At 66.9% G+C, this 21,489-nt stretch carries 18 protein-coding genes and 1 pseudogene; 11 read left to right on the forward strand and 8 right to left on the reverse strand.

Going from position 1 to position 21,489, the window contains the following annotated elements:
• Positions 1–476 precede the first annotated feature (476 nt).
• The 4 genes and pseudogenes from BST40_RS32945 to BST40_RS22600 all read left to right on the forward strand — a co-directional run bounded on the left by BST40_RS32945 (position 477) and on the right by BST40_RS22600 (position 5,158).
• Positions 477–1,670 (forward strand): annotated as a pseudogene (locus tag BST40_RS32945) (YncE family protein).
• Between the two features lie 140 nt (positions 1,671–1,810).
• Positions 1,811–3,442, forward strand: a complete 1,632-nt coding sequence (locus BST40_RS22590) for a long-chain fatty acid--CoA ligase (protein WP_075545772.1) — start codon at positions 1,811–1,813, stop codon at positions 3,440–3,442.
• Between the two features lie 107 nt (positions 3,443–3,549).
• Positions 3,550–4,608: an NAD(P)H-dependent amine dehydrogenase family protein gene (locus tag BST40_RS22595; RefSeq protein WP_083155713.1), complete on the forward strand. Its 1,059-nt coding sequence runs from the start codon at positions 3,550–3,552 to the stop codon at positions 4,606–4,608.
• A 76-nt stretch (positions 4,609–4,684) separates the two neighbouring features.
• Entirely contained in the window at positions 4,685–5,158 is a 474-nt protein-coding gene (locus BST40_RS22600; protein ID WP_075545801.1) for an SRPBCC family protein, read from the forward strand.
• Between the two features lie 33 nt (positions 5,159–5,191).
• Here BST40_RS22600 and BST40_RS22605 read toward each other — a convergent pair whose 3' ends face one another.
• Positions 5,192–6,811 carry an amidohydrolase gene (locus BST40_RS22605; RefSeq protein ID WP_075545770.1) on the reverse strand — a complete coding sequence of 540 codons (1,620 nt, stop codon included), beginning with the start codon at positions 6,809–6,811 and terminating at the stop codon, positions 5,192–5,194.
• Between the two features lie 150 nt (positions 6,812–6,961).
• Between BST40_RS22605 and BST40_RS22610 the strand changes: the two genes are divergently transcribed.
• A complete protein-coding gene (locus BST40_RS22610; protein WP_083155716.1) occupies positions 6,962–7,816 on the forward strand; it encodes a class II glutamine amidotransferase in 855 nt (284 codons plus the stop codon).
• A gap of 6 nt (positions 7,817–7,822) precedes the next feature.
• Positions 7,823–8,674 (forward strand): patatin-like phospholipase family protein, encoded by an 852-nt coding sequence (locus BST40_RS22615; RefSeq protein ID WP_075545769.1) that lies wholly within the window; start codon positions 7,823–7,825, stop codon positions 8,672–8,674.
• Between the two features lies 1 nt (position 8,675).
• Here BST40_RS22615 and BST40_RS22620 read toward each other — a convergent pair whose 3' ends face one another.
• Positions 8,676–9,737 carry a patatin family protein gene (locus tag BST40_RS22620; RefSeq protein WP_083155723.1) on the reverse strand — a complete coding sequence of 354 codons (1,062 nt, stop codon included), beginning with the start codon at positions 9,735–9,737 and terminating at the stop codon, positions 8,676–8,678.
• Between the two features lie 93 nt (positions 9,738–9,830).
• Entirely contained in the window at positions 9,831–10,289 is a 459-nt protein-coding gene (locus tag BST40_RS22625) for a lipoprotein LpqV (RefSeq protein ID WP_075545768.1), read from the reverse strand.
• A gap of 117 nt (positions 10,290–10,406) precedes the next feature.
• Here BST40_RS22625 and BST40_RS22630 point away from each other — a divergent pair, with 117 nt between their 5' ends.
• Positions 10,407–10,985: a cupin domain-containing protein gene (locus BST40_RS22630; protein WP_082275262.1), complete on the forward strand. Its 579-nt coding sequence runs from the start codon at positions 10,407–10,409 to the stop codon at positions 10,983–10,985.
• The gene (locus BST40_RS22635; protein WP_075545766.1) at positions 10,985–11,383 is read left to right on the forward strand and encodes a rhodanese-like domain-containing protein; all 399 of its coding nucleotides are present in this window, start codon (positions 10,985–10,987) and stop codon (positions 11,381–11,383) included. Before BST40_RS22630 ends, BST40_RS22635 begins: the two co-directional genes overlap by 1 nt.
• Here BST40_RS22635 and BST40_RS22640 read toward each other — a convergent pair.
• From BST40_RS22640 to BST40_RS22650, 3 genes are read right to left on the reverse strand one after another with little or no spacing between them, the layout of a single operon-like run.
• The gene (locus BST40_RS22640; RefSeq protein ID WP_075545765.1) at positions 11,375–13,141 is read right to left on the reverse strand and encodes an alpha/beta hydrolase; all 1,767 of its coding nucleotides are present in this window, start codon (positions 13,139–13,141) and stop codon (positions 11,375–11,377) included. The genes BST40_RS22635 and BST40_RS22640 overlap by 9 nt on opposite strands.
• The gene (locus BST40_RS22645) at positions 13,138–13,911 is read right to left on the reverse strand and encodes an enoyl-CoA hydratase (protein ID WP_075545764.1); all 774 of its coding nucleotides are present in this window, start codon (positions 13,909–13,911) and stop codon (positions 13,138–13,140) included. Before BST40_RS22645 ends, BST40_RS22640 begins: the two co-directional genes overlap by 4 nt.
• 11 nt (positions 13,912–13,922) lie before the next feature.
• The gene (locus tag BST40_RS22650) at positions 13,923–14,960 is read right to left on the reverse strand and encodes an enoyl-CoA hydratase/isomerase family protein (protein ID WP_075545763.1); all 1,038 of its coding nucleotides are present in this window, start codon (positions 14,958–14,960) and stop codon (positions 13,923–13,925) included.
• A 260-nt stretch (positions 14,961–15,220) separates the two neighbouring features.
• Here BST40_RS22650 and BST40_RS22655 point away from each other — a divergent pair, with 260 nt between their 5' ends.
• The gene (locus BST40_RS22655; RefSeq protein WP_075545762.1) at positions 15,221–16,057 is read left to right on the forward strand and encodes a Bax inhibitor-1/YccA family protein; all 837 of its coding nucleotides are present in this window, start codon (positions 15,221–15,223) and stop codon (positions 16,055–16,057) included.
• Between the two features lie 191 nt (positions 16,058–16,248).
• Here the strand turns inward: BST40_RS22655 and BST40_RS22660 are convergent, their stop codons facing one another.
• Positions 16,249–17,466 (reverse strand): acetyl-CoA C-acetyltransferase, encoded by a 1,218-nt coding sequence (locus tag BST40_RS22660; RefSeq protein ID WP_075545761.1) that lies wholly within the window; start codon positions 17,464–17,466, stop codon positions 16,249–16,251.
• 165 nt (positions 17,467–17,631) lie between these two features.
• Positions 17,632–18,591 (reverse strand): SGNH/GDSL hydrolase family protein, encoded by a 960-nt coding sequence (locus tag BST40_RS22665; RefSeq protein WP_089025268.1) that lies wholly within the window; start codon positions 18,589–18,591, stop codon positions 17,632–17,634.
• Positions 18,592–18,835: 244 nt separating this feature from the next.
• Between BST40_RS22665 and BST40_RS22670 the strand changes: the two genes are divergently transcribed.
• Positions 18,836–19,903, forward strand: coding sequence for an alpha/beta hydrolase (locus tag BST40_RS22670; protein ID WP_075545759.1), 1,068 nt, complete (start codon positions 18,836–18,838; stop codon positions 19,901–19,903).
• Between the two features lie 44 nt (positions 19,904–19,947).
• A complete protein-coding gene (locus tag BST40_RS22675) occupies positions 19,948–21,342 on the forward strand; it encodes a cystathionine beta-synthase (protein ID WP_075545758.1) in 1,395 nt (464 codons plus the stop codon).
• The last annotated feature ends 147 nt before the right edge of the window (positions 21,343–21,489 follow it).

Raw genomic sequence — 21,489 nt, forward strand, 5'->3', positions numbered from 1 at the left:
CCACCGTCGAAAATCAAGATCGAAAACCGCAATCCGAACCGATCAGGCCGCCACGTCAACCCCGCGAAACATCCGGGCTAGCTGACTCCGCCATTGACCCGGTATTCGGTGTGACTTTTTCCTCTCCCCGGCCGCAAATATAAGAATTTCTTATCTAGCGCTCCTCTGGCCGATCCCCAATGCGGTAGCTAAACGAGATATAATCGCAGTTAAATCACCTTTGATTCGTTTGCTGACAGCGTGGTTATGAAATGGCCGACTTTCGCATTCTGAGCGTATGCTGAGTCGCTGATGTGACATAGTTAACAATGGCGAATTTTAATCCTATTTGCCTGGAATTCAACGGCTAGACTCTCGCAAAGACGCTGGAAGGACAGCACATCGGATGCTGGCGTCCGGCTAATCGCGGGGGGTCAGGTCGCACAGAGCAGTCGCGATGTCTGAAGCCCGCGCAACACAGCAAAGGCGGTGCCAACGTGAGCGATGTGAACGGCCAAAACCCCGGCTGGGATGAACAAGATGACGCACAGGTCCAGCTTTTCGGGTCAGGCGCCACACCCGATTTGCCGGCCGCGGTCGAGTGCCGGGTGAACAACGGCCCCATCGCCGCCATGGCCATGAGCCCCGACGGCAGCCGGCTGCTGGTGACCAATTACAGCGACCACAGCGTGTCGGTCATCGACACCGACACCTGCCGGGTGGTGGAGACCATCGCCGGCGTCAACGAGCCGTTCGCCATCACCACCGGCAGTGCGCCGGCGGAGCGGGCATACGTCAGCATCGTGTCGCCGGCCTACGACTCAATCGGCGTCATCGACGCGTCCACCAACACCCTTGCCGCCACCCACCCGCTGACGCTCAGCGTCAGCGACCTCACCGTCGACCCCGGCGGCAACTACGTCTACGCCAGCCGGAACGGCGCCCGCGGTGCCGACGTCGCTGTCCTGGACACCGCCACGGGCGCCGTCGAGGCCATCGACATCGCGACCGCCCCGGGCGCCACCGCCGAGTGCGTGCGGATCAGCGCCGACGGAAGCCGGCTCTACGTCGGCATCAACGGTCCTTCCGGCGGCCAGCTGGTCATCATCGCGACCCGCGCATAGCGCGACGCGGATCGTGGCGCCGCCGGCCGCCCGCGCTGGCGCCGCAAGAACCCCAGAAACCCGCACGGCGGCCAAAACAGTAAGCCGCAACTGCGCGTCGTCGACACGGTCGACATCGGTTCGGCGGTTCGCGATGTCGCGGTGAGCCCCGACGGCGCGACCGTCTACGTCGCCAGTTGCGGAACCGACTTCGGCGCCGTAGTCGACGTCGTCGACAGCCATGCCCGCAAGGTCACCGCTACCCGCAAGATCGACCAGATCGGTGGTTTGGTCACCCGCCTGACCCTGAGCGGTGACGGTGATCGGGCCTACCTGGTGAGCGAGGACCGGGTCACGGTGCTCAACACGCTCACCCAGGACATCGTCGGCACCGTCCGCGTCGCGCAACCGTCCTGCGTCATCGAGAGCCGGGACGGCGGCCACCTGTACATCGCCGACTACGCCGGCACGATCACCATGGTGCCGGTCGCCGCGACCGTCCCGGGCATCGGCGACGCCCGCGAGTACGAGGCGTCGACCGAGTGGATCATGCCCGAGCTGCTGCAGTACGAGGCGGCGCTGGCCTGACGGTCGCGGCCGGGACGCTCCGGCCCGGCATTGAATGCGGTTCTCGGGGGAACCCGTTCTCATGACTTGCCCGCGGCGATAGCATTCGCCCGACCAGACATGAGGCGGTGCTGCGCCGTGACCCGTAAGGCGGTACCTCGATGTACAGCACGATGCAGGAATTCCCGCTGACCATCACCGCGATCATGCGGCACGGCTGCGGGGTCCACGGCCTACGCGAGGTCGTGACGGCCACCGGCGATGGGTATCGGCACACCAGCTACCGCGAGGTGGGGCAGCGCGCCGCCCAGCTGGCAAACGGATTGCGTCGCCTCGGGATTACCGGGGACCAGCGGGTGGCCACCTTCATGTGGAACAACACCGAACATCTGGTGGCCTACCTCGCCGTGCCGTCGATGGGCGCGGTGCTGCACACGCTGAACATCCGGCTGTTCGCCGAGCAGATTGTCTACGTGGCCAACGAGGCCGAAGACCGGGTCATCCTGGTCGACCTCTCCCTGGCCAAGCTGCTGGCCCCGGTGCTGTCCACACTCGACACCGTGCACACCGTGATCGCCGTCGGGGACGGCGACACCGCGCCGCTCGAGGAATCGGGCAAGACCGTGCTGCGCTACGCCGAAGTGATCGACGGCGAGTCGGCCGAATTCGACTGGCCGCAGCTCGACGAGTATTCCGCGGCCGCGATGTGCTACACCAGCGGCACCACCGGCAATCCCAAAGGTGTTGTCTACAGCCACCGTTCGAGCTTTCTGCACACCATGGCAACGTGCAGTACCAACGGCATCGGAGTGGGCTCCAGCGATCGGGTGCTGCCGATCGTGCCGATGTTTCACGCCAACGCGTGGGGCCTGCCGTATGCGGCGCTGATGGCCGGCGCGGATTTGGTGCTACCCGACCGGCATCTCGACGCTCGATCGCTCATCCACATGATCGAGAACCTGCGGCCCACCCTGGCCGGCGCGGTGCCGACCATCTGGAACGACGTCATGCATCACCTGGAGAAGGACCCCGGCCACGACGTGTCGTCGCTGCGCCTGGTGGCCTGCGGCGGCTCAGCGGTCCCGGAATCGCTGATGCGCACCTTCGAAGAGAAGCACGGCGTCCAGATCCGCCAGCTGTGGGGCATGACCGAGACCTCGCCGATGGCCACCATGGCGTGGCCGCCGCCGGGAACCCCGCCGGACCGGCACTGGGCCATCCGCTCGACGCAGGGCCAGCCGGTGTGCGGGGTGGAGGCCAGGATCGTCGACGACAATGGCCAGGTGCTGCCCAATGACGGCAAAGCCGTGGGCGAGGTAGAAGTCCGCGGGCCGTGGATCACCGGCTCGTATTACCTGGGATATGACGAGTCGAAGTTCGACTCCGGGTGGTTGCGCACCGGCGACGTCGGCCGCATCGACGAGCAGGGCTTCATCACGCTCACCGACCGGGCCAAGGACGTCATCAAGTCCGGCGGCGAGTGGATTTCGTCGGTCGAGCTGGAGAACTGTCTGATCGCGCATCCCGAGGTGGTCGAGGCCGCGGTGGTGGGTGTGCCCGACGAGCGTTGGCAGGAACGGCCGCTGGCGGTGGTCGTGACCCGTGAAGGGGTCCAGGTGAGCGCCGCGGATCTCCGGAAGTTCTTGGCGGACAAGGTAGCTCGGTGGTGGCTGCCCGAACGATGGGCGTTCGCCGACGAGATTCCGCGCACCAGCGTGGGCAAATACGACAAGAAAACCATCCGCTCGCGCTACGGCGACGGCATCTACGACGTTGTCGAGGTGCATAACTGAGCGCCCCGGGCCGCCACCCGCTGTGCGCGAGCAGTCATAGAATCGCATAGCCACGCGGCAAAACGTGCGATTGTGTGTCTGCTCGCGAGGAAGGTGAGTTCGAGGACATGAGTCTGCGGGTCGTTCAATGGGCAACCGGGTCGGTGGGGGTCGCCGCGATCAAGGGTGTGCTCGAGCATCCAGAACTCGAATTAACGGGCTGCTGGGTGCATTCCGAGGCCAAGAACGGCAAAGACGTCGGTGAGATCATCGGCACCGCACCGCTGGGCGTCGTCGCCACCAACAGCGTCGACGACATCCTGGCCCTCGATGCCGACGCGGTGGTCTATGCGCCGTTGCTGCCCAGCGTCGACGAGGTCGCGGCGTTGCTGCGCTCGGGCAAGAACGTCGTCACTCCGGTCGGGTGGTTCTACCCGAGCGAGAAGGAAGCCGTGCCGCTCGAAGTGGCCGCGCAGGCCGGCAACGCGACCCTGCATGGCGCCGGTATCGGGCCCGGAGCGGCCACCGAACTGTTTCCGTTGCTGCTGTCGGTGATGTCGACCGGCGTGACTTTTGTTCGCTCCGAAGAGTTTTCGGATCTGCGAAGCTACGGGGCACCCGATGTGCTGCGCTATGTCATGGGGTTCGGCGGCACCCCGGACAGCGCGCTGACCGGGCCGATGCAGAAACTGCTCGACGGCGGATTCATGCAGTCGGTCCGGCTGTGCGTCGACCGTCTGGGCTTTGCCGCCGATTCCAAGATCCGCACATCGCAGGAGGTCGCCGTTGCGACCGCGCCGATAGACTCGCCGATCGGGATCATCGAACCGGGCCAGGTTGCCGGTCGCCGGTTTCACTGGGAAGCGCTCGTCGGCGACAAAGTGGTGGTCGAGATCACCGTCAACTGGTTGATGGGGTCCGAAAACCTGGATCCGCCATGGTCTTTCGGACCGCAGGGAGAGCGCTACGAGATCGAGGTGCGGGGTAATCCCGACACCTTCGTCACCGTCAAGGGGTGGCAGCCGGACAGCGTGGCGGCCGGGCTGCAGAGCAACCCGGGCATCGTCGCCACCGCGGCGCACTGCGTCAACGCGATCCCCGCGACCTGCGCGGCCCCGGCGGGTATCCAGGGTTTCTTCGACCTGCCGTTGATCACCGGCCGGGCGGCCCCGGATCTGTCGCGATGACCACCGGGGGGCACCGTACCCGATATCGCGGTTAGAGTTGTCCGGAAGTCGATTTCGAGATAAAGGGGATGGGCAACTGACACGCTCTGTCGTAGTCGAGCAATCGCGGGCAATCCCGGTTACCGTCGAGGACGCCTTCAATCGAACGCTGCCGATAGCGCTGCCGGTGATCTGTTCTCGGTGGTATGGGGTGATCCCGCCGATCAAAGAGGTCCGGGACCAAAGCGGCGATTGGGATGCGGCGGGCCAAACCCGTGTCATCGCCATGGTCGGTGGCGGCCTGGTGCGCGAGACGCTGACCAACGTCGATCCGCCGCGATCGTTCAGCTACACGCTGACCGACATCAAAGGCCCGTTGGCGCCGCTGGTCAGCCTGGTGGAAGGCAAGTGGAGCTTTGCGCCGGCGGGGACGGGAACTAGGGTCGCCTGGCAGTGGACCCTGCATCCCAAATCGGGCGTCAGCGCACCGCTGCTGCCGCCGTTCGGCAGGATGTGGAAGGGCTACGCCCGCATCGTGTTGGAGAAACTCGCCGAGCAACTGGTGGGTTGAACGGCGGCGCGCGGCTACTGCGCCGGAGCGGCCTCAGCCCAGCGTCGGGCCGTACACCTGCCGGCCGGCGAGAAACGTCGCGCGTACCTCGAGATCGGCGATCTCCTCGGGAGCGACCGTCCGCGGGTCCTGCGACAACACGACCATGTCGGCGTACTTGCCGACCTCCAGCGAACCGATCACGTCGTCGGCGAACAACTGCCACGCCGCGTCCAGCGTCTGGGCGCGGATCGCCTGCTCGACCGTCAACCGCTCCTCGGGCGCCAGTACCCGCCCGCTCGGTGCGGCACGGGTGGCCGCGACGCTGATGTTGCGCAGCGGTTCTTCGGGGGTGACCGGCGGATCATTGTGCAGCGATATCCGCAGCCCGGCGGCCACCGCGGAACCGGCCGGCGCCCAACGTGATCCGCGCTCGGGCCCGAAAAGACCGTCGACCAGGATGTCGCCCCAGTAGTGGATCTGGTCGACGAACAGGCTGGCGGTGACGCCGAGGTCGGCGGCGCGGCGCAGTTGGTCCGGGCGCAGCATCGGGGCGTGTTCCAGCCGTAGCCGGTGGTCGGTTCGGGGATGCTTGCGCAATGCTTCCTCGTACACGTCGAGGATGGTGTCGACTCCGGCGTCACCCATGACGTGACAGGCCATCGGCCAGCCGAGCGGGAAGTAGGCGTCGACGATCTCGGTCAACTGCTCGCGGCTGTAGTTGGCGTGCCCGCAGGAACCCGGCGCGATGCCCATGGCGCGGCTGGCGCCGGTGTCGAGATAAGGAGCCGACAGGTCGATGTTGCCGATCCACGGCGAGCCGTCGACCCAGATCTTGATGCCCACCTGGCGCACCATGTCGTCGCCGTTGTCAGGGGTCATGTCGGTGGTCAGCGCGGCGGTGGAGATCTCGTAGGTGCGCAGCCGAACGGTCAGCTCACCCGCGTCGTTCAACTGGGCAAGCATCGGGCGAAAGGTGGGCTCGAACGCCATCTCCGAGCACGTCGTCAGGCCCGCCTGATTCAGCCGCGCGCACTCGGCGCGCAGCATGGCGGGGTAGTCGGCCGGGTTGATCGCTCCGGCGACCAGTGGCAACAACGCTGCGGTTTCCTCGGCGGTGCCATCGAGCTCGCCGTTGGCGTCGCGACCGTACTTGGCGCCCTTGGGGTTTGGCGTATCACGGGTGATCCCGGCCTGTCTGGCGGCAGTCGAGTTGAAGTAGGCCTTGTGGCAGGAGTTGTGGAAGATGACCAACGGGGTGTCGGCGGCCAGATCGTCGAGCCAGTGCAGGGTCGCTTCCGGGAGACCTGGTTGCAGCAGCGGATCCCAGCCGAACAGGTACGCGCCCGTCGCACCTCGTGCGGCGACTTCCCGCCGAATCGCGCCGACCACCTCGCCCGCGTCGCGGACCGTCACCGGGCGGATGTCGACCATCCGGTTCGACAGCACCATGGACTCCAGCAGCGGATGCCCGTGCGCCTCCACCAGCCCCGGCATGACACAGCCCGATCCGAGGTCGACGACCGGCGTGTCGGAGCCGACCCAGCCCTCGACATCCGACCAGTTGCCCACCGCGACGATCCGCCCGTCGTTGACGGCGAGGGCTTCGGCGGTCGGTCGCGCGTCATCGACGGTCAGTACCGCGCCGCGGATCACGAGGTCAGCAGCTGCCATGGGTGGCCTCCCACCTGATATGCCGCCGGCAACCGGGACGCCACCGAGCGCTAGCCCGTATTTGACCACACCGGACGGCGGCACTCATGACTGCCGGTGCGTGCCGAGTGCGCCGGGGCCGGCGACTTCAGATTGGGTAACGTCGAGGCCATGTGCCGACTCTTTGGCCTGCACGCCGGGAATGAGGTTGCCACGGCGACTTTTTGGTTGCTGGACGCCCCGGACAGTCTGGCAAGGCAAAGCCGCAGAAACCCCGACGGCACCGGGGTGGGGGTGTTCGACGAACACGGTCGGCCGCAGTTGCACAAGGAGCCCATGGCGGCTTGGCATGACACCGCGTTCGCGACCGAGGCTCGCGAGCTGTCCGGCACGACGTTCCTCGCTCACGTGCGCTACGCGACGACCGGTTCGCGCGACGTCCGCAACACCCACCCGTTCTTGCAGGACGGCCGGATGTTCGCGCACAACGGCGTGGTCGAGGGCCTGGACGTGATCGACGGACGACTCCGCGAACTCGGCGCCGCGGACCTGGTGCTCGGCCAGACCGATTCCGAGCGGGTGTTCGCGTTGATCACCGCCACGATCCGCGCTCACGGCGGCGACCAGTCAGCCGGCCTGGTCGACGCCTTGCAATGGTTAGCCGCGAACGTGCCGATCTACGCCGTCAACGTGCTGCTCAGCACCGCCACCGACATGTGGGCGCTGCGTTATCCGGACTCTCATGAGCTCTATCTGCTGGACCGGCGCGATCCGTCGTTATGCGGTCCGGAATTTCACCTGCGCAGCAACCGAATTCGCGCGTGGTCGGCGCACCTGTGCACTCGGCCGTCGGTGGTTTTCGCCACCGAGCCGATGGACGAGGATCCGCGTTGGTCGTTGCTCGGCCCGGGCGAGTTGGTCCATGTCGACGCCGCGCTGCAGCTGACCCGCGATGTGGTGCTGCCGGATCCGCCCGGTCGGCTGCTGCGGCGGTCAGATCTTGGCTCGTCGGTGATGGCAGAGTAGGCCGAGGTGGTAGGCAGACGGGCGCTCGTGCTGGCCGGCGGCGGCCTGGCCGGAATCGCTTGGGAGACAGGTGTTCTGCGCGGCGTCGCCGAGCAGTCGCCGCCGGCGGCCCGGCTGTTGCTGGATTCGGACGTACTGCTGGGGACATCGGCCGGATCGGCGGTGGCGGCGCAGATCGGCAGCGGTCGGCGCCTGGAAGACCTGTTCGATCTGCAGCTCGCCGAGACGTCGACCGAGATCGACCCCGGCGTCGACATCGACGCCATCACCGCGCTGTTCCTGCAGGCCCTGCGGGAGCCGGGGGAGCGCGGGCCACTGCAGCGGATCGGGGCCGTGGCGCTGGCGACGCATACCGTTCCCGAGCCGGTTCGCCGTGCGGTGATCGCCCAACGCCTACCGGCTCACCACTGGCCGGACCGGGACCTGCGTGTTACCGCAATCGACACCGCCACAGGCGAATTGGTGGTCTTCGACCGCCACTCGGGTGTCGACCTTGTCGATGCGGTGGCCGCCAGCTGTGCGGTGCCGGGAGCCTGGCCGCCGGTGACGATCGCGGGCCGCCGCTACATGGACGGCGGCGTGGCCAGCTCGGTCAACCTCGGCGTCGCCGACGACTGCGCGGTGGCGGTGGCCTTGGTGCCGTCCGGCGCGGAGACGCCGTCCCCGTTCGGCCCGGGACCGGCCGCCGAGATCGCGGCCTTCCCGGGCAGCGCATTCGCGGTGTTCGCCGACGAGGAGTCGCTGGCGGCGTTCGGGCCCAACCCGCTGGATCCGCGTTGCCGCGCAGCTTCGGCCATGGCGGGGCGAGAACAGGGCCGTCGGGAAGCGGCGGCCCTCGCCCGCTTCCTGGGTGTCTGATTCAACCCTCGATCGCCGGCGGGGCCGACTGTTGCTCGTCGGCGGCTTCGAGCGCATCGAGGGCACGCGCGGCCAGGGCCCGACCCGTGGCGATCACCTCGACGGCCCGGTGGAACTCCAGGCTTCGGCAGGTCGCACGCGGCACCTCGATCAGCAGGTCGGCGGGATAGGCCGCCAGCGTGTGGCGTGCCAGCGCGGACTGGGCGATGTCGATGGTTCGGTTCATCACCTCGAAGCCGCCCATTTTCGGGACTTCGGGTGCGGTGTCCGCGGTGTCGGCGTCCTCGCCCTCGTCGGCATCCGACCAGGCATCCGGTTCCTGGGACCCCCCGCCGAACCGGCTCAGCACCGCGCGCGCCGTCGGCCGGTCGAGTAGGGCCCGGGCGGCGGTGACGTCCAACAGCGCCGAGGTGCTGCGGACCACCCGGTTCAACCACTCGGCGGTGACCCCGGGTTCGGAGCCGCGTGGCAACCCCGCTTCGCTGCCGTTGAGGCTGACCGCGATGGTCAGGTCGGCATTGACCGCGGCGATCGGCGCGATCGGCAGCGGATCCAGGATGCCGCCGTCGGCGAGTAGGCGCCCATCGAGTTCGTGCGGGGCGATGACCCCGGGTATCGCGATCGACGCGCGGATGGCCTCGTCGAGAGGTCCGCGCTGAAACCACACCGACTTGCCCGCCAACAGGTCCGTCGCCACCGCCGTATAGGGGATCGGCAGCTGTTCGATGGTGACCGGGCCGAGGATGTCGCGCACCGCGTCCAGGATCTTCTCGGCCCGCAGCACTCCGGCCGCGGTAATGGACGGGTCCAGCAGTCGCAGAATGGTGCGTTGTGTCAACGACTTCGCCCAGTCGGTGAACTCCTCCAGCCGCCCGGCCGCGTGCAGGCCGCCGACCAGCGCCCCCATGGAGGAGCCGGCGATCCCGACGATGTCGTAGCCGCGCTCCCGCAGCGTCTGGATCACCCCGATGTGGGCGTAACCACGGGCGCCGCCGCTACCGAGCGCCAACGCGACGCGACTCGGAGACGATCCGCGCACGCGCACGGCTGCTGGCCCGGTCATCCCTTCATTCTGCGTGGCCTTCATGGCTCCCGCGGAACCGGTCGGCAGTTTCTTGCAGCCGTGATCGCAATTGCGCGACCGGCTGGAACATGGCTACCCGCATTCGTTGTTGGCCGCCGCGACCGCCGCCACGATCACCGCCGCCTGACGCGCCGGGGTCAGTTCCGCCCAGCGGATGTTCCAGCTGCCGGCAACGCCGGATTGCGAGGCCTGCACCATCGCCAGGTACGGCTCGATCACGGCCTCGCCGGTGACGGGCTGGGTCTGCATCCACACCTTGGCGGCATGGCAGGCCTGGAAGTATTGCTCCTCGGTCGACTCGGCGGGCACGTCGACCCGGGTCGTCACGCCGGTGGGTGAGACCCCGACAACACCCGGCGGCAGCGAACTCGGGGCGGTTGGTGATAGCGCCGACGACTTGGCCGAAGACGACGACGCGGTCCTATCGCCGCCGGTGTGCCAGCAGCCAGTGACAACCGACACGCTCGCCGCGACAACCAGCGGCCCCCACAGGTAGGCGCACGCCGGGCCCCGAGGTCGCGATCCGCGCATGGTGCCAATTTATGCAACACTGGCGGCCGTGATGAAGTGCGTCGGATTTTTCGAGTGTTGTCGGCCCTGACCTGCCGCCGATAACCCGATCCGTTTTCGCACATTGGAGTCCCTTCCATGGCTATGCCACTTCTCACCTCACCTGCCGTTGCATCGCCGTTCCCCGGGCCCACCTGGCTGCGGGTGCCCGACCTGTTGCACGCCACCGACCAAGTCGCCGACGACGTGCTCAGCGGGCGCTATGACCACCTGCTGCCCCGGGGCGGCCTGCCCGAGACGGAGCGCTGGTTTGCCCGGGTTCACGGGGACGACGACCTCGATATCTGGCTGATCAGCTGGGTGGCCGGGCACGCCACCGAATTGCACGACCATGGCGGTTCGATCGGGGCGCTGACGGTGCTGTCCGGGTCGCTCAACGAATACCGGTGGGACGGCCGGCGGTTGCGACGCCGCCGGCTCGATGCCGGCGATCAGGCCGGGTTCCCGCTGGGCTGGGTGCACGACGTGGTGTGGGCGCCGCGGAAAGTGCCCGTTACCCAGCCGGCCGTCGAGCCACTGTCGGCTGCCATACCGCCGACGTTGAGCGTGCACGCATATTCGCCGCCGCTGACGGCGATGTCGTATTACGAAGTCACCGAACGCAATACGCTGCGCCGCCGGCGCACCGAGTTGACCGGCCAACCCGAAAAGTCGTGATGAGCCGGATCGATCGGATACTGGACACCGCGCGTAGCCGGTATCGGCGGCTGCCCGCCGCCGAGCTGCCCCAAGCGTTGCGACGCGGTGCGGTGCTCGTCGACATCCGCCCGCAGGCCCAGCGGGCGTTTGAGGGGGAGGTGCCGGGTGCGTTGGCGATCGAACGCAACGTCCTGGAATGGCGGTGTGACCCGACCAGCGACGCCCGCCTGCCGCATGCCGTCGACGACGACGTCGAATGGGTGATCCTGTGCTCGGAGGGCTACACCTCCAGCCTGGCGGCGGCCGCGCTGCTGGACCTCGGGCTGCACCGCGCCACCGACGTCATCGGTGGCTACCACGCGCTGGCCGCCGCCGGCGTGCTCGCCGACTTGAAGCCGCGGGGCCGCTCAGCCTGACGAGCCGAGCGGCTTGGCGTCGGAGTGCAGCACCGGCCGTAGGCGCTCGGTCATCTGCTGCGTCCAGCCGGGTGGCGACAGTATCGCGGCCCAGGCGTCGGCCGCATCGGCGACGTAGTGGTGCCCGTGTCCTGGCGGCACCTCCACTGCCACCGCCATGTCGGCGGTGACTTGCAGGAACGTCACCACCGGGATCCAGCGGGTCTGCGGCAGCACGTCGTAACCGCGCGGTTCGCGCAGCCAGTCGGGCTTCTTGAACAACAGGTCGGGCGTCCACCACGCGATCGGATCCGAGGCGTGCTGCAGATAGACCACGCGCGGCCGCCCCCACGGCTCGTCCGGACGTCGCAGATCACTCGGGCGCGCCACGAACCGCACATTGGCGCCGTGGTGATAAATCGGCAGCCACTCCGGTGAACCGGGATCGCGGGTAGAGGTCAAGTCATTCCAAATGGTGTTGTTGAAGGTCGGGCCGCTGAACAAGGCGCCGTCGGTGCGGGCGAGGACATTGTCGAGAGTCATGAACGGCGCCTCGCCGCCGAAGGATCCGAGACTCTCACCGAACACCACCAGCTTGGGACGCTTGAATTCCGGCATCTGCCGGATCAACTTGTCGACCGCCTCGAACAGGGCCTGCCCGGCATGCCGGGCGTTCTCCTTGTCGACCAGGAACGACAACCAACTCGGCAGGTACGAATACTGCATGCTCACGATCGCGGTGTTGCCGTTGTAGATGTACTCCAGCGCGTCGGCTTCGGCCTCGTTGATCCAGCCGGTGCCGGTGGTGGTCGCGACGGCGACGACAGTGCGTTGTAGACCGCCGGTGCGCTGCAATTCGCGCGCTGCCAGCTCGGCCGTCTCCGTAATTCCGTTGGCCGAGTCCAAGCCGGCGTAGGCCCGGATCGGCTCGGTCGCCGGGGTTCCGTTGAACTTGGTCAGTTCGGCGACGGTGGGACCGGCCTCGACGAAGATGCGGCCCTGGTGACCCAGCGAGTCCCACGTCACCAGTGACTGCGGGCCGCCCGATCGCAGCGACGTCTTCGGCGGCGCCGTGTTGGGGTTCATCTCCTCGTTGACGGAGGCAAAGGTGCTGTTCATGGAGCGCATCGCGAACTTGAGCACGACACCGTTGAGCAGCGTGATCGTCAGCGCCACCAGCAGGACCACCACGATGGTCGCCGATACCCGGAACGGCGCGATCCGGTCGACTTGCCCCACCAGAAAACCGAACAGCCGCCGGATGAACTGGCCGATCTCGACAAGAGTGAATAGCGCGATCAGCGATACGGCCGCGGCCAGCGGGTAGTCGTACCACTTCAGGTGCTCGACACCCATCAGGTCGCGCACGTCGTCCTGCCAGACGTGGAACCAGATCGCCATCAGGACCATGCCGACCGCGCCGACCGCGATCAGCGGCAGCCACACCCAGCGCGGTGGTGGCGGGCTGAAATTCTGCGAGCGCATATACCGGACCAGCCAGACCGTGAAGACGCCCAAGCCATACCCGATGGCGCCCGAGATGCCGCTGACCAGACCCTGGTAGAGCGGACCGCGCGGCAGCAGTGACGGCGTCATGGAGAACCACAGGAAAATCAACCCGAGCGCGGTGCCGGTGAAGGTGTAGTGGCGTATCCACCACGCGTTGCGAACCGCTTGCGGCTCAGGCGTTTTCGCGGCCGGGACGGCGGACGACTCGGCGCCGGCGGTTTTCGGTTCCGGGCCGGTGTCGGTGCTCGTCGCAGAATGCGGTTCGCTCATCGATGGGTGAAATGAGGCAGCCGCTTCTCGATGAAGGCCGCCATGCCTTCCGATTGATCGTCGGTGGCGAACGTGGAATGGAAGAGCCGGCGTTCGTAGAGCAGTCCCTCGGCCAGAGTCGATTCGAAGGCTCGGTTGACGGCCTCTTTGGCCATCCGGGTGGCTGACCGTGACAGCTGCGAGATGGTGCTGGCGACGGCCCTGGCCTCGGTCAGCAGGTCATCGGCCGGCACCACCCGCGAAACCAGGCCACTGCGCTCGGCCTCGGCGGCATCGATGGTGCGCCCGGTCAGGATGAGATCCATGGCCTTGGCCTTGCCGATGGCCCGGGTCAATCGCTGCGAGCCCCCCATACCGGGCAGCACACCGAGCTTGATCTCCGGCTGGCCGAACTTGGCGGTATCGGCGGCGATCAGTAGGTCGCACATCATGGCCAGCTCGCAGCCGCCGCCCAGCGCATATCCGGCCACCGCAGCGATCGTCGGAGTACGCACGGCGGCGAGTTTGCCCCAGGCGGCGAAGAAATCGGCGTCAAACGCGTCGGCGAACGTCAACCCGGCCATTTCCTTGATGTCGGCCCCCGCTGCGAACGCCTTGGCGGAGCCGGTGATGACGATCGCCCCAATGCCCGGATCGTTGTCCAATTCCGTTGCCGCGCTGGTTACTTCGTTCATCACCCGGCTGTTGAGCGCATTCAGCGCCTGCGGGCGGTTCAGCGTGATGGTGCCGACCCGCTCGTCGCGCTCGACCAGAATCGTTTCGTATCCCATGGATTGCCTTCCTAGAAGCTCAAGTCGTCATCGACCGGCTCGAAATACGCTGCCACGTCAGCCTTGGTGATCTCGGCCAGTGCCGACGGCGACCATTTCGGCTTGCGGTCCTTGTCGATCAGTTGCGCGCGGATGCCTTCCACCAGATCGTGGGAGCGCAGCGATGCCGACGACACCCGATAGTCTTGGAGCAGAACGTCTTCCAGCGTTTCCATGGTGGCGGCGCGGCGAACTGCCTCCAACGTCACCGACAGCGCGATGGGGGAGCGGGTGGCGATCAGCTCGGCGGCGTCGTTAGCCGGTTGTGAACCATGGTCGCGCAGCTCGGCGACGATCTCGGCGACGGTATCGCCGGTGTAGCACTCGTCGATCCAATCGCGTTGTGCGGCAAGCTCACTGGGTGGAGGGTCGACGGTGTAGTGGGCAAGTGCGCTCGCCACGCCGTCGGAGGTGATCGCGGCGCGGAACGCGTCGAGGTCGGCGTGCGGCACGTAGTGGTCGGCAAAGCCCATCGCGATGGCGTCGGCTCCGGAAAACGACGCTCCGGTCAACGCGGCGTGCAAACCCAGCGCGCCCGGCGCCCGGGACAGCAGATACACCCCACCCACGTCGGGGATGAACCCGATGCCGACCTCGGGCATCGCGACCTTGGAAGTGTCGGTGACCACCCTGACGTCGCCGTGGGCGCTGACGCCCACGCCGCCGCCCATCACGATGCCGTCCATCAGCGCCACGTACGGCTTGGAGAACCGGCCGATCTGGCCGTTCATCAAGTACTCGGCGCGCCAGAACCGCCGCGCCTCGACACCGTCCTTGCGGGCGCTGTGGTAGACCGCGACGACGTCGCCGCCCGCGCACAAGCCGCGTTCGCCGGCCCCCGAAACCACCACGGCACGGACTTCGTCGTCGCCTTCCCAACGAATGAGCACCGTGCTCAGCAGGTCCACCATCGTCTGGTTCAGCGAATTGATCGCCTTAGGGCGGTTGAGGGTAATCAAGCCGACGCCACCGTCGACCTGGGTCAGAACTTCGTCGGATTCGCCCGTCACGGCCTCAGTCACGCCCTAGTCTCCAATCGCAGGAATCCGTCCCAAGTCTGCCCATGAGTTTGACGAGCAATCTAGATCGTGACTCGCCCCGGGGTGCCCGCGGGGCTAAGGTTTATCTTGAGCCGGACGACAAAACAGCAGCTCCGCTGGGAACCCGGCCGGGCCACTGATCGTTGAGCAGGTGTTCGCACAACTCGAAGCTGAAGTCCGAAGCTTCCGAAGCTGTAGTCATATGTGGAGCCACAAGAGAGGATCCGACGGTGCGGGAGACAAGTAACCCGGTATTTCGTTCGCTGCCGAAGCAGAGGGGCGGATACGCACAATTCGGTCCGGGCCTGGCCCAGCCGGGATACCCGGCCGACCCTTACCCTGCTCCCTACCAGGAAACCCGGGCTGCGCGCCCGCTGACCATTGACGACGTCGTCACCAAGACCGGCCTGACCTTGGCCACGCTGACGGCCAGCGCCGTGGTCTCCTACTTCCTGGTCGCCCAGAACCTCAACCTTGCGATGCCGCTGACCCTGATCGGCGCGCTCGGCGGGTTGGCGCTGGTGCTGGTGGCCACCTTCGGTCGCAAACAGGACAACCCGGCGATCGTGCTCACCTACGCCGGACTCGAAGGCCTGTTCCTGGGAGCCTTCTCGTTCGTCATGGCCAACTTCTCGGTGGGTTCGGCCAATGCCGGAATGCTCATCGGAGAAGCGGTCCTGGGCACTCTGGGCGTGTTCTTCGGCATGCTCATCGTGTACAAGACCGGGGCCATTCGGGTGACGCCCAAGTTCACCCGGATGGTGGTCGCTGCCCTGTTCGGCGTGCTATTCCTGATGCTCGGCAACTTCGTGCTGGCGATGTTCCATGTCGGCGGCGGCGAGGGTTTGGGCCTGCGCAGCCCCGGTCCGCTGGGCATCATCTTCTCGCTGGTGTGCATCGGTATCGCGGCGTTCAGCTTCCTGATCGACTTCGACGCGGCTGACCAGATGATCCGCGCGGGAGCGCCGGATAAGGCGGCATGGGGTATTGCCCTCGGCCTGACCGTCACGCTGGTCTGGCTTTACATCGAGATCCTGCGCCTGCTCAGCTATCTGCAGAACGATTAGATCGGGCGACAAAAAGCCGGCACGTACGTGCCGGCTTTTTGCTGCGCTGTGTGCGGTGGTGGCGTCGAGTGTGCGGTGGTGGCGTCGCCGGTCGGCGTGTCTTCACCCCAGACGCACGGTGAACGCCCAGAACGCACACTCGACCCGGCCAAAACGCTGGCTCGATCGGCTGGCCGGAGCTCCGCTAACAGCTAACTGAGCCGCTCGATCACCATCGCCATGCCCTGGCCGCCGCCCACGCACATCGTCTCCAGACCGAATGCCTTGTCGTGGGTCTGCAGGTTGTTCAGCAGGGTGGTGGTGATGCGTGCGCCGGTCATGCCGAACGGGTGTCCCAGGGCGATCGCTCCGCCCGAGACGTTCAGCTTGTCCTCGTCGATGCCCAGCTCGCGGGCCGATCCCAGCACCTGCACGGCGAAGGCTTCGTTGATTTCGACCAGGTCAATGTCGTTGATGGACATGCCAGCTCGTTCGAGTGCCTTCTTGCAGGCCTCGATCGGGCCGAGGCCCATGATCTCAGGGGACAAACCGCTGACGCCGGTGGACACGATGCGTGCCAAGGGCGTCAGACCGAGCTCCTTGGCCTTGGTGTCGCTGGTGATCACCACCGCCGCTGCGCCGTCGTTGAGTGGGCAGGCGTTCCCGGCGGTCACGGTGCCGTTGGGCCGGAACACCGGTTTGAGCTCGCTCACCTTCTCGTAGGTGGTACCGGCCCGGGGGCCGTCGTCAGCGCTGACCGTGCTGCCGTCCGGGAGCCTGACCGGGGTGATCTCGCGCTGGAAGAAGCCGCTCTTGATCGCCTCCTCGGCGCGGTTCTGGCTGCGTACACCCCAGTGGTCCTGGTCTTCGCGGGAGATGCCGGTGAGGATTGCGACGTTTTCCGCGGTCTGGCCCATCGCGATATAGACGTCGGGCAGCTTGCCGTCGGCGCGGGGGTCGTGCCATTCGTCGGCGCCGGCGGCCGCAGCAGTGGAGCGTTCCTGGGCCTCGTCGAAGATCGGGTTCTTGGTGTCCGGCCAGGAGTCGGAGTTGCCCTTGCCGAACCGGGAAACTGTCTCCACCCCCGCGGAGATGAATGCGTCGCCTTCGCCGGCCTTGATCGCGTGGAATGCCATTCGGGTGGTCTGCAACGACGACGAGCAGTACCGGTTGACCGTGGTGCCCGGCAAGAAGTCATAGCCGAGCGCAACCGCGACGACGCGCGCGATGTTGAAGCCCGACTCGCCGCCGGGTAGACCACAGCCCATGATCAGGTCGTCGATCTGGTGTGGGTTCAGCGCGGGGACCTTGTCCAGTGCGGCACGCACTATCTGCACGGCCAGGTCGTCGGGCCGCATGGTGACCAGCGAGCCTTTCATGGCGCGGCCGATGGGCGAGCGGGCGGTTGAGACGATGACGGCTTCCGGCATGACGGACTCCCTCCATTGGGGTGTGCGAAGCAAAATCTAGCTTGGCGACGATGCGGCCCGCGAAGCGGGGCGAGGAGGAGTCCGGCGATTGGGTTGGGCCTGGCGACGATGCGACCCGCGAAGCGGCCACCCCCGAGCTGGCGGGCTAGACGACCCCGGCCGAGCTCAGCCCCCGGCCGGTGCGGCGACGGCTGCGGGCACGGTCGGCAGCGGACGCCGCCATAGCCGCGACATGATGCTGCCTCGGGTGGGCTCACACCCGCGTGCCGGCGCAGCGGGTCGGAATGGCAGCTCACCCCCCGGGCGGGCGATCTTTCCGCCCAGCGCGTCGCGCAGGGCGAGCAACAGCTGGTCGGCTGCCAACGCGTAGGCGGTGGCCGACGGGTGGTATCGGTCGGCGGAGAACATGCCTTCGGGAGCGGCCCGGAATTGGGGCGCGAGCAGGTGTGCCAACGGCACCGGCACCCCACCGGCAGCTTTGACCGCGACGGTCTGGGCGCGGGCCAGCCGCGTGGCACGGGTGTGTGCCAGGGAACGCAGCGGCTGCGGGATGGCCGTGATGACGCCGAAGTCGGGACAGGTGCCGACGACCACGGCCGCGCCGCGGGCGCGCAGTCTGCGCACCGATGAGGCCAGCCGCTCGGCGGATTCTCCGATGCGGTTGAGGGACGTGACGTCGTTGGCGCCGATGATGATCACCGCCGCGTCCGGCGGCGGTCCGGCCACGAACATCGCATCGACTTGACCGCTAACGCCTTTCGAGGTGGCGCCGACGATGGCTTTGGTGCTCAACCGGACCCGCTTGCCGGTCTGCTCGGCGAGTTTGCGTGCGATCAGCACCCCCGGGACTTCCTCGCCGCTGGTACATCCGTATCCGCACGCCGTCGAGTCGCCGAACATCATCAGGTGCAGGTCGAACGGTGTTCCGCGGCGCCACCGTTGCACCGGCCCGCCGCCGCGGGTGTAAACGCCATCGGCACGAGGCGGCATGTCGCAGGCTCGGGGAATGACCGTGCGCACGTGTGTCGCCTGGCCGACCAGCAAGTTACGTGCGCCCAGATAAGCCGTGCCCGTCGAGGCAAGTGCACCTGCTGTGGCCAAAGCGATAGTCGAACGTCGCGGCACGCTTATGCCCACGAGACCAGTTTAGATCGGCTTCGCTGTTTGCGCGGGTAGCTGACAAAACAGGTGAATTACGGTGCGGATCAATTGTGATATCGAATCAGACGCTACGATCGTTGGCTCGGGAATATGCTGTCAAGCTAAGTCGGACGAGTTGGCTGACCGCCTCGGGGGCGCAGGTGAACCGGACGCTCAACCTTTTCGTCACATGCTGTATCGGACTACAACGGCGTAGGAAGTGTTGAGCATGACGGCACCGAACAGGGTATCCGGTTCCCCCAGACATCCGATTCGCCCACGCGACGTGCTCAAGGCACGTAGACTACAGGCACGTAGATTTGCCATCAGCGACGGCGCTCCGGTTGAGGTCGTCGAGTCTGGCCCAAGTATTGCTGCGCGAGTTGCTACGCTGACGTCGCGGCTGACGATCCGGCCCGTCCTCACTGTGGGTAGCTACGTTCCGCATGTGCCGTGGCCATGGGGCCTGATCGACCACGCGGCCAAGATGCTGCTTCCGGCACCAGTAACCGTCAGGGCCTCAGTGAGCTTGCCGAATGCGTCGGCGCAACTGGTCCGGGCGCGCGGCGTGCTGCCCGCGGACGGCACCCGGCGAGTGGTTCTGTATCTGCACGGCGGCGCGTTCTTGACCTGTGGAGCAAACTCGCACGGACGGCTCGTCGAGTTGCTCTCACAGTTTGCTGATTCGCCCGTCCTGATCGTCAACTATCGGCTGATGCCCAAGCACTCGATCGGGATGGCGCTCGACGACTGTCACGACGGCTACCGTTGGCTGCGGCTGTTAGGTTACGACCCGGAGCAGATAGTACTGGCCGGCGACTCCGCTGGCGGCTATCTCGCATTGGCGCTCGCGCAGCGGCTGCAGGACGAGGACGAGGAGCCGGCCGCTCTGGTGGCGATCTCGCCACTGCTACAGCTGGCAAAGGAGAACAAGCAAGCGCACCCGAACATCAAGACCGATGCGATGTTCCCGGCGAAGGCCTTCGATGCGCTCGGCGAATTGGTTGCTAGCGCAGCCGCCAACAACGCTGTCGACGGCAAACCCGAGGAGCTTTACGAGCCACTGGAGCACATCCGGCCGGGCCTGCCGCGAACGCTGATTCACGTGTCCGGATCCGAGGTGCTGTTGCACGATGCACAGCTAGCCGCGCGCAAGCTGGCGGCGGCCGGCGTGCCCGCCGAGCTTCGGGTCTGGCCCGGCCAGGTGCACGACTTCCAGGTCGCAGCGCCGCTGCTGCCCGAGGCGGTGCGCTCGCTGCGCCAGATCGGCGAGTACATCCGGGAAGCCACCGGCTAGCAGCTGGATGTACGCGGTCCCAAACCGCCTGAGACCATGAACGTATGCGGATCGCGCAGCACATCAGTGACCTCATCGGCGGCACACCACTGGTCCGTCTGAACTCGGTCGTCCCGGGCGGGGCCGCGACCGTTGCGGCAAAGATCGAATATCTCAGCCCGGGTGGCAGTTCCAAGGACCGGATCGCGGTGAAGATGATCGACGCCGCGGAGGCCAGCGGACAGCTCAGACCGGGCGGCACCATCGTCGAACCCACCTCCGGCAACACCGGGGTCGGGCTGGCGTTGGTGGCTCAGCGCCGCGGGTACCGGTGCGTGTTCGTCTGTCCCGACAAGGTCAGTGAGGACAAGCGAAATGTGTTGCGCGCCTACGGCGCCGAGGTAGTCGTGTGCCCGACGGCGGTGCCGCCCGCCGACCCGGACAGCTACTACAGCGTCTCCGACCGGTTGGTCAGGGAAATCGACGGCGCCTGGAAGCCCGACCAGTACGCCAACCCCGAAGGACCGGCCAGCCACTACGCCACCACCGGGCCGGAAATCTGGGCCGACACCGACGGCAAGGTCACCCATTTCGTCGCCGGCATCGGCACCGGCGGAACGATCACCGGCGCGGGCCGCTATCTCAAAGAGGTGTCCGGAGGTCGGGTGCGCATCATCGGCGCCGACCCCGAGGGATCGGTGTATTCGGGCGGCACCGGCCGCCCCTATCTGGTCGAGGGGGTCGGCGAGGACTTCTGGCCGGCGGCCTACGACCCTTCGGTTCCCGACGAGATCATCGCGGTGTCAGACGCCGACTCGTTCGACATGACCAGGCGGCTGGCCCGCGAGGAAGCGCTACTGGTGGGCGGGTCGTGTGGGATGGCGGTGGTGGCGGCATTGAAAGTTGCCGCAACCGCCGGACCCGACGCGCTGGTTGTCGTCCTGCTGCCCGACGGCGGCCGCGGCTATATGTCGAAGATCTTCAATGACGCGTGGATGTCGTCCTACGGATTCTTGCGGAGCCGTCTCGACGGGTCGACCGAGGAAGCCACCGTCGGTGATGTGTTGCGCCGCAAGTCCGGTGCGTTGCCCGATCTGGTGCACACCCATCCGTCGGAGACGGTGCGCGACGCGATCGGGATTCTTCGCGAGTACGGGGTGTCGCAGATGCCCGTCGTCGGCGCCGAGCCGCCGGTGATGGCCGGCGAGGTTGCCGGCAGCGTATCCGAACGCGAATTGCTGTCGGCCGTTTTCGAGGGCCGCGCCAAGCTGGCCGATGCCGTGTCACAACATATGAGCCCGCCGCTGAAGCTGATCGGGGCCGGCGAATTGGTCAGCGTGGCCGAAAAGGCGTTGCGGGACAGCGATGCGTTGATGGTGGTGGAGGAAGGCAAACCGGTCGGCGTGATTACCCGCTACGACCTGCTGGGTTTCCTGTCCGAAGGCGCGGGTCGACGCTGAGTGACCGCGGGGATAGCCACCCGACACGGCGCTGCCGGCGGCTTTCGCCCAGCCTCCCAACGGCATCCGACCTCAGGTACTGTAAGGCCGCCTCAAGCGAACCCTGAGTGGAAGGTTGCTCCCATGACCGATCAGCCGCCCCCCGGC

This window comes from Mycobacterium persicum (assembly GCF_002086675.1).
In the GTDB taxonomy this organism is placed as follows: Bacteria; Actinomycetota; Actinomycetes; order Mycobacteriales; family Mycobacteriaceae; genus Mycobacterium; species Mycobacterium persicum.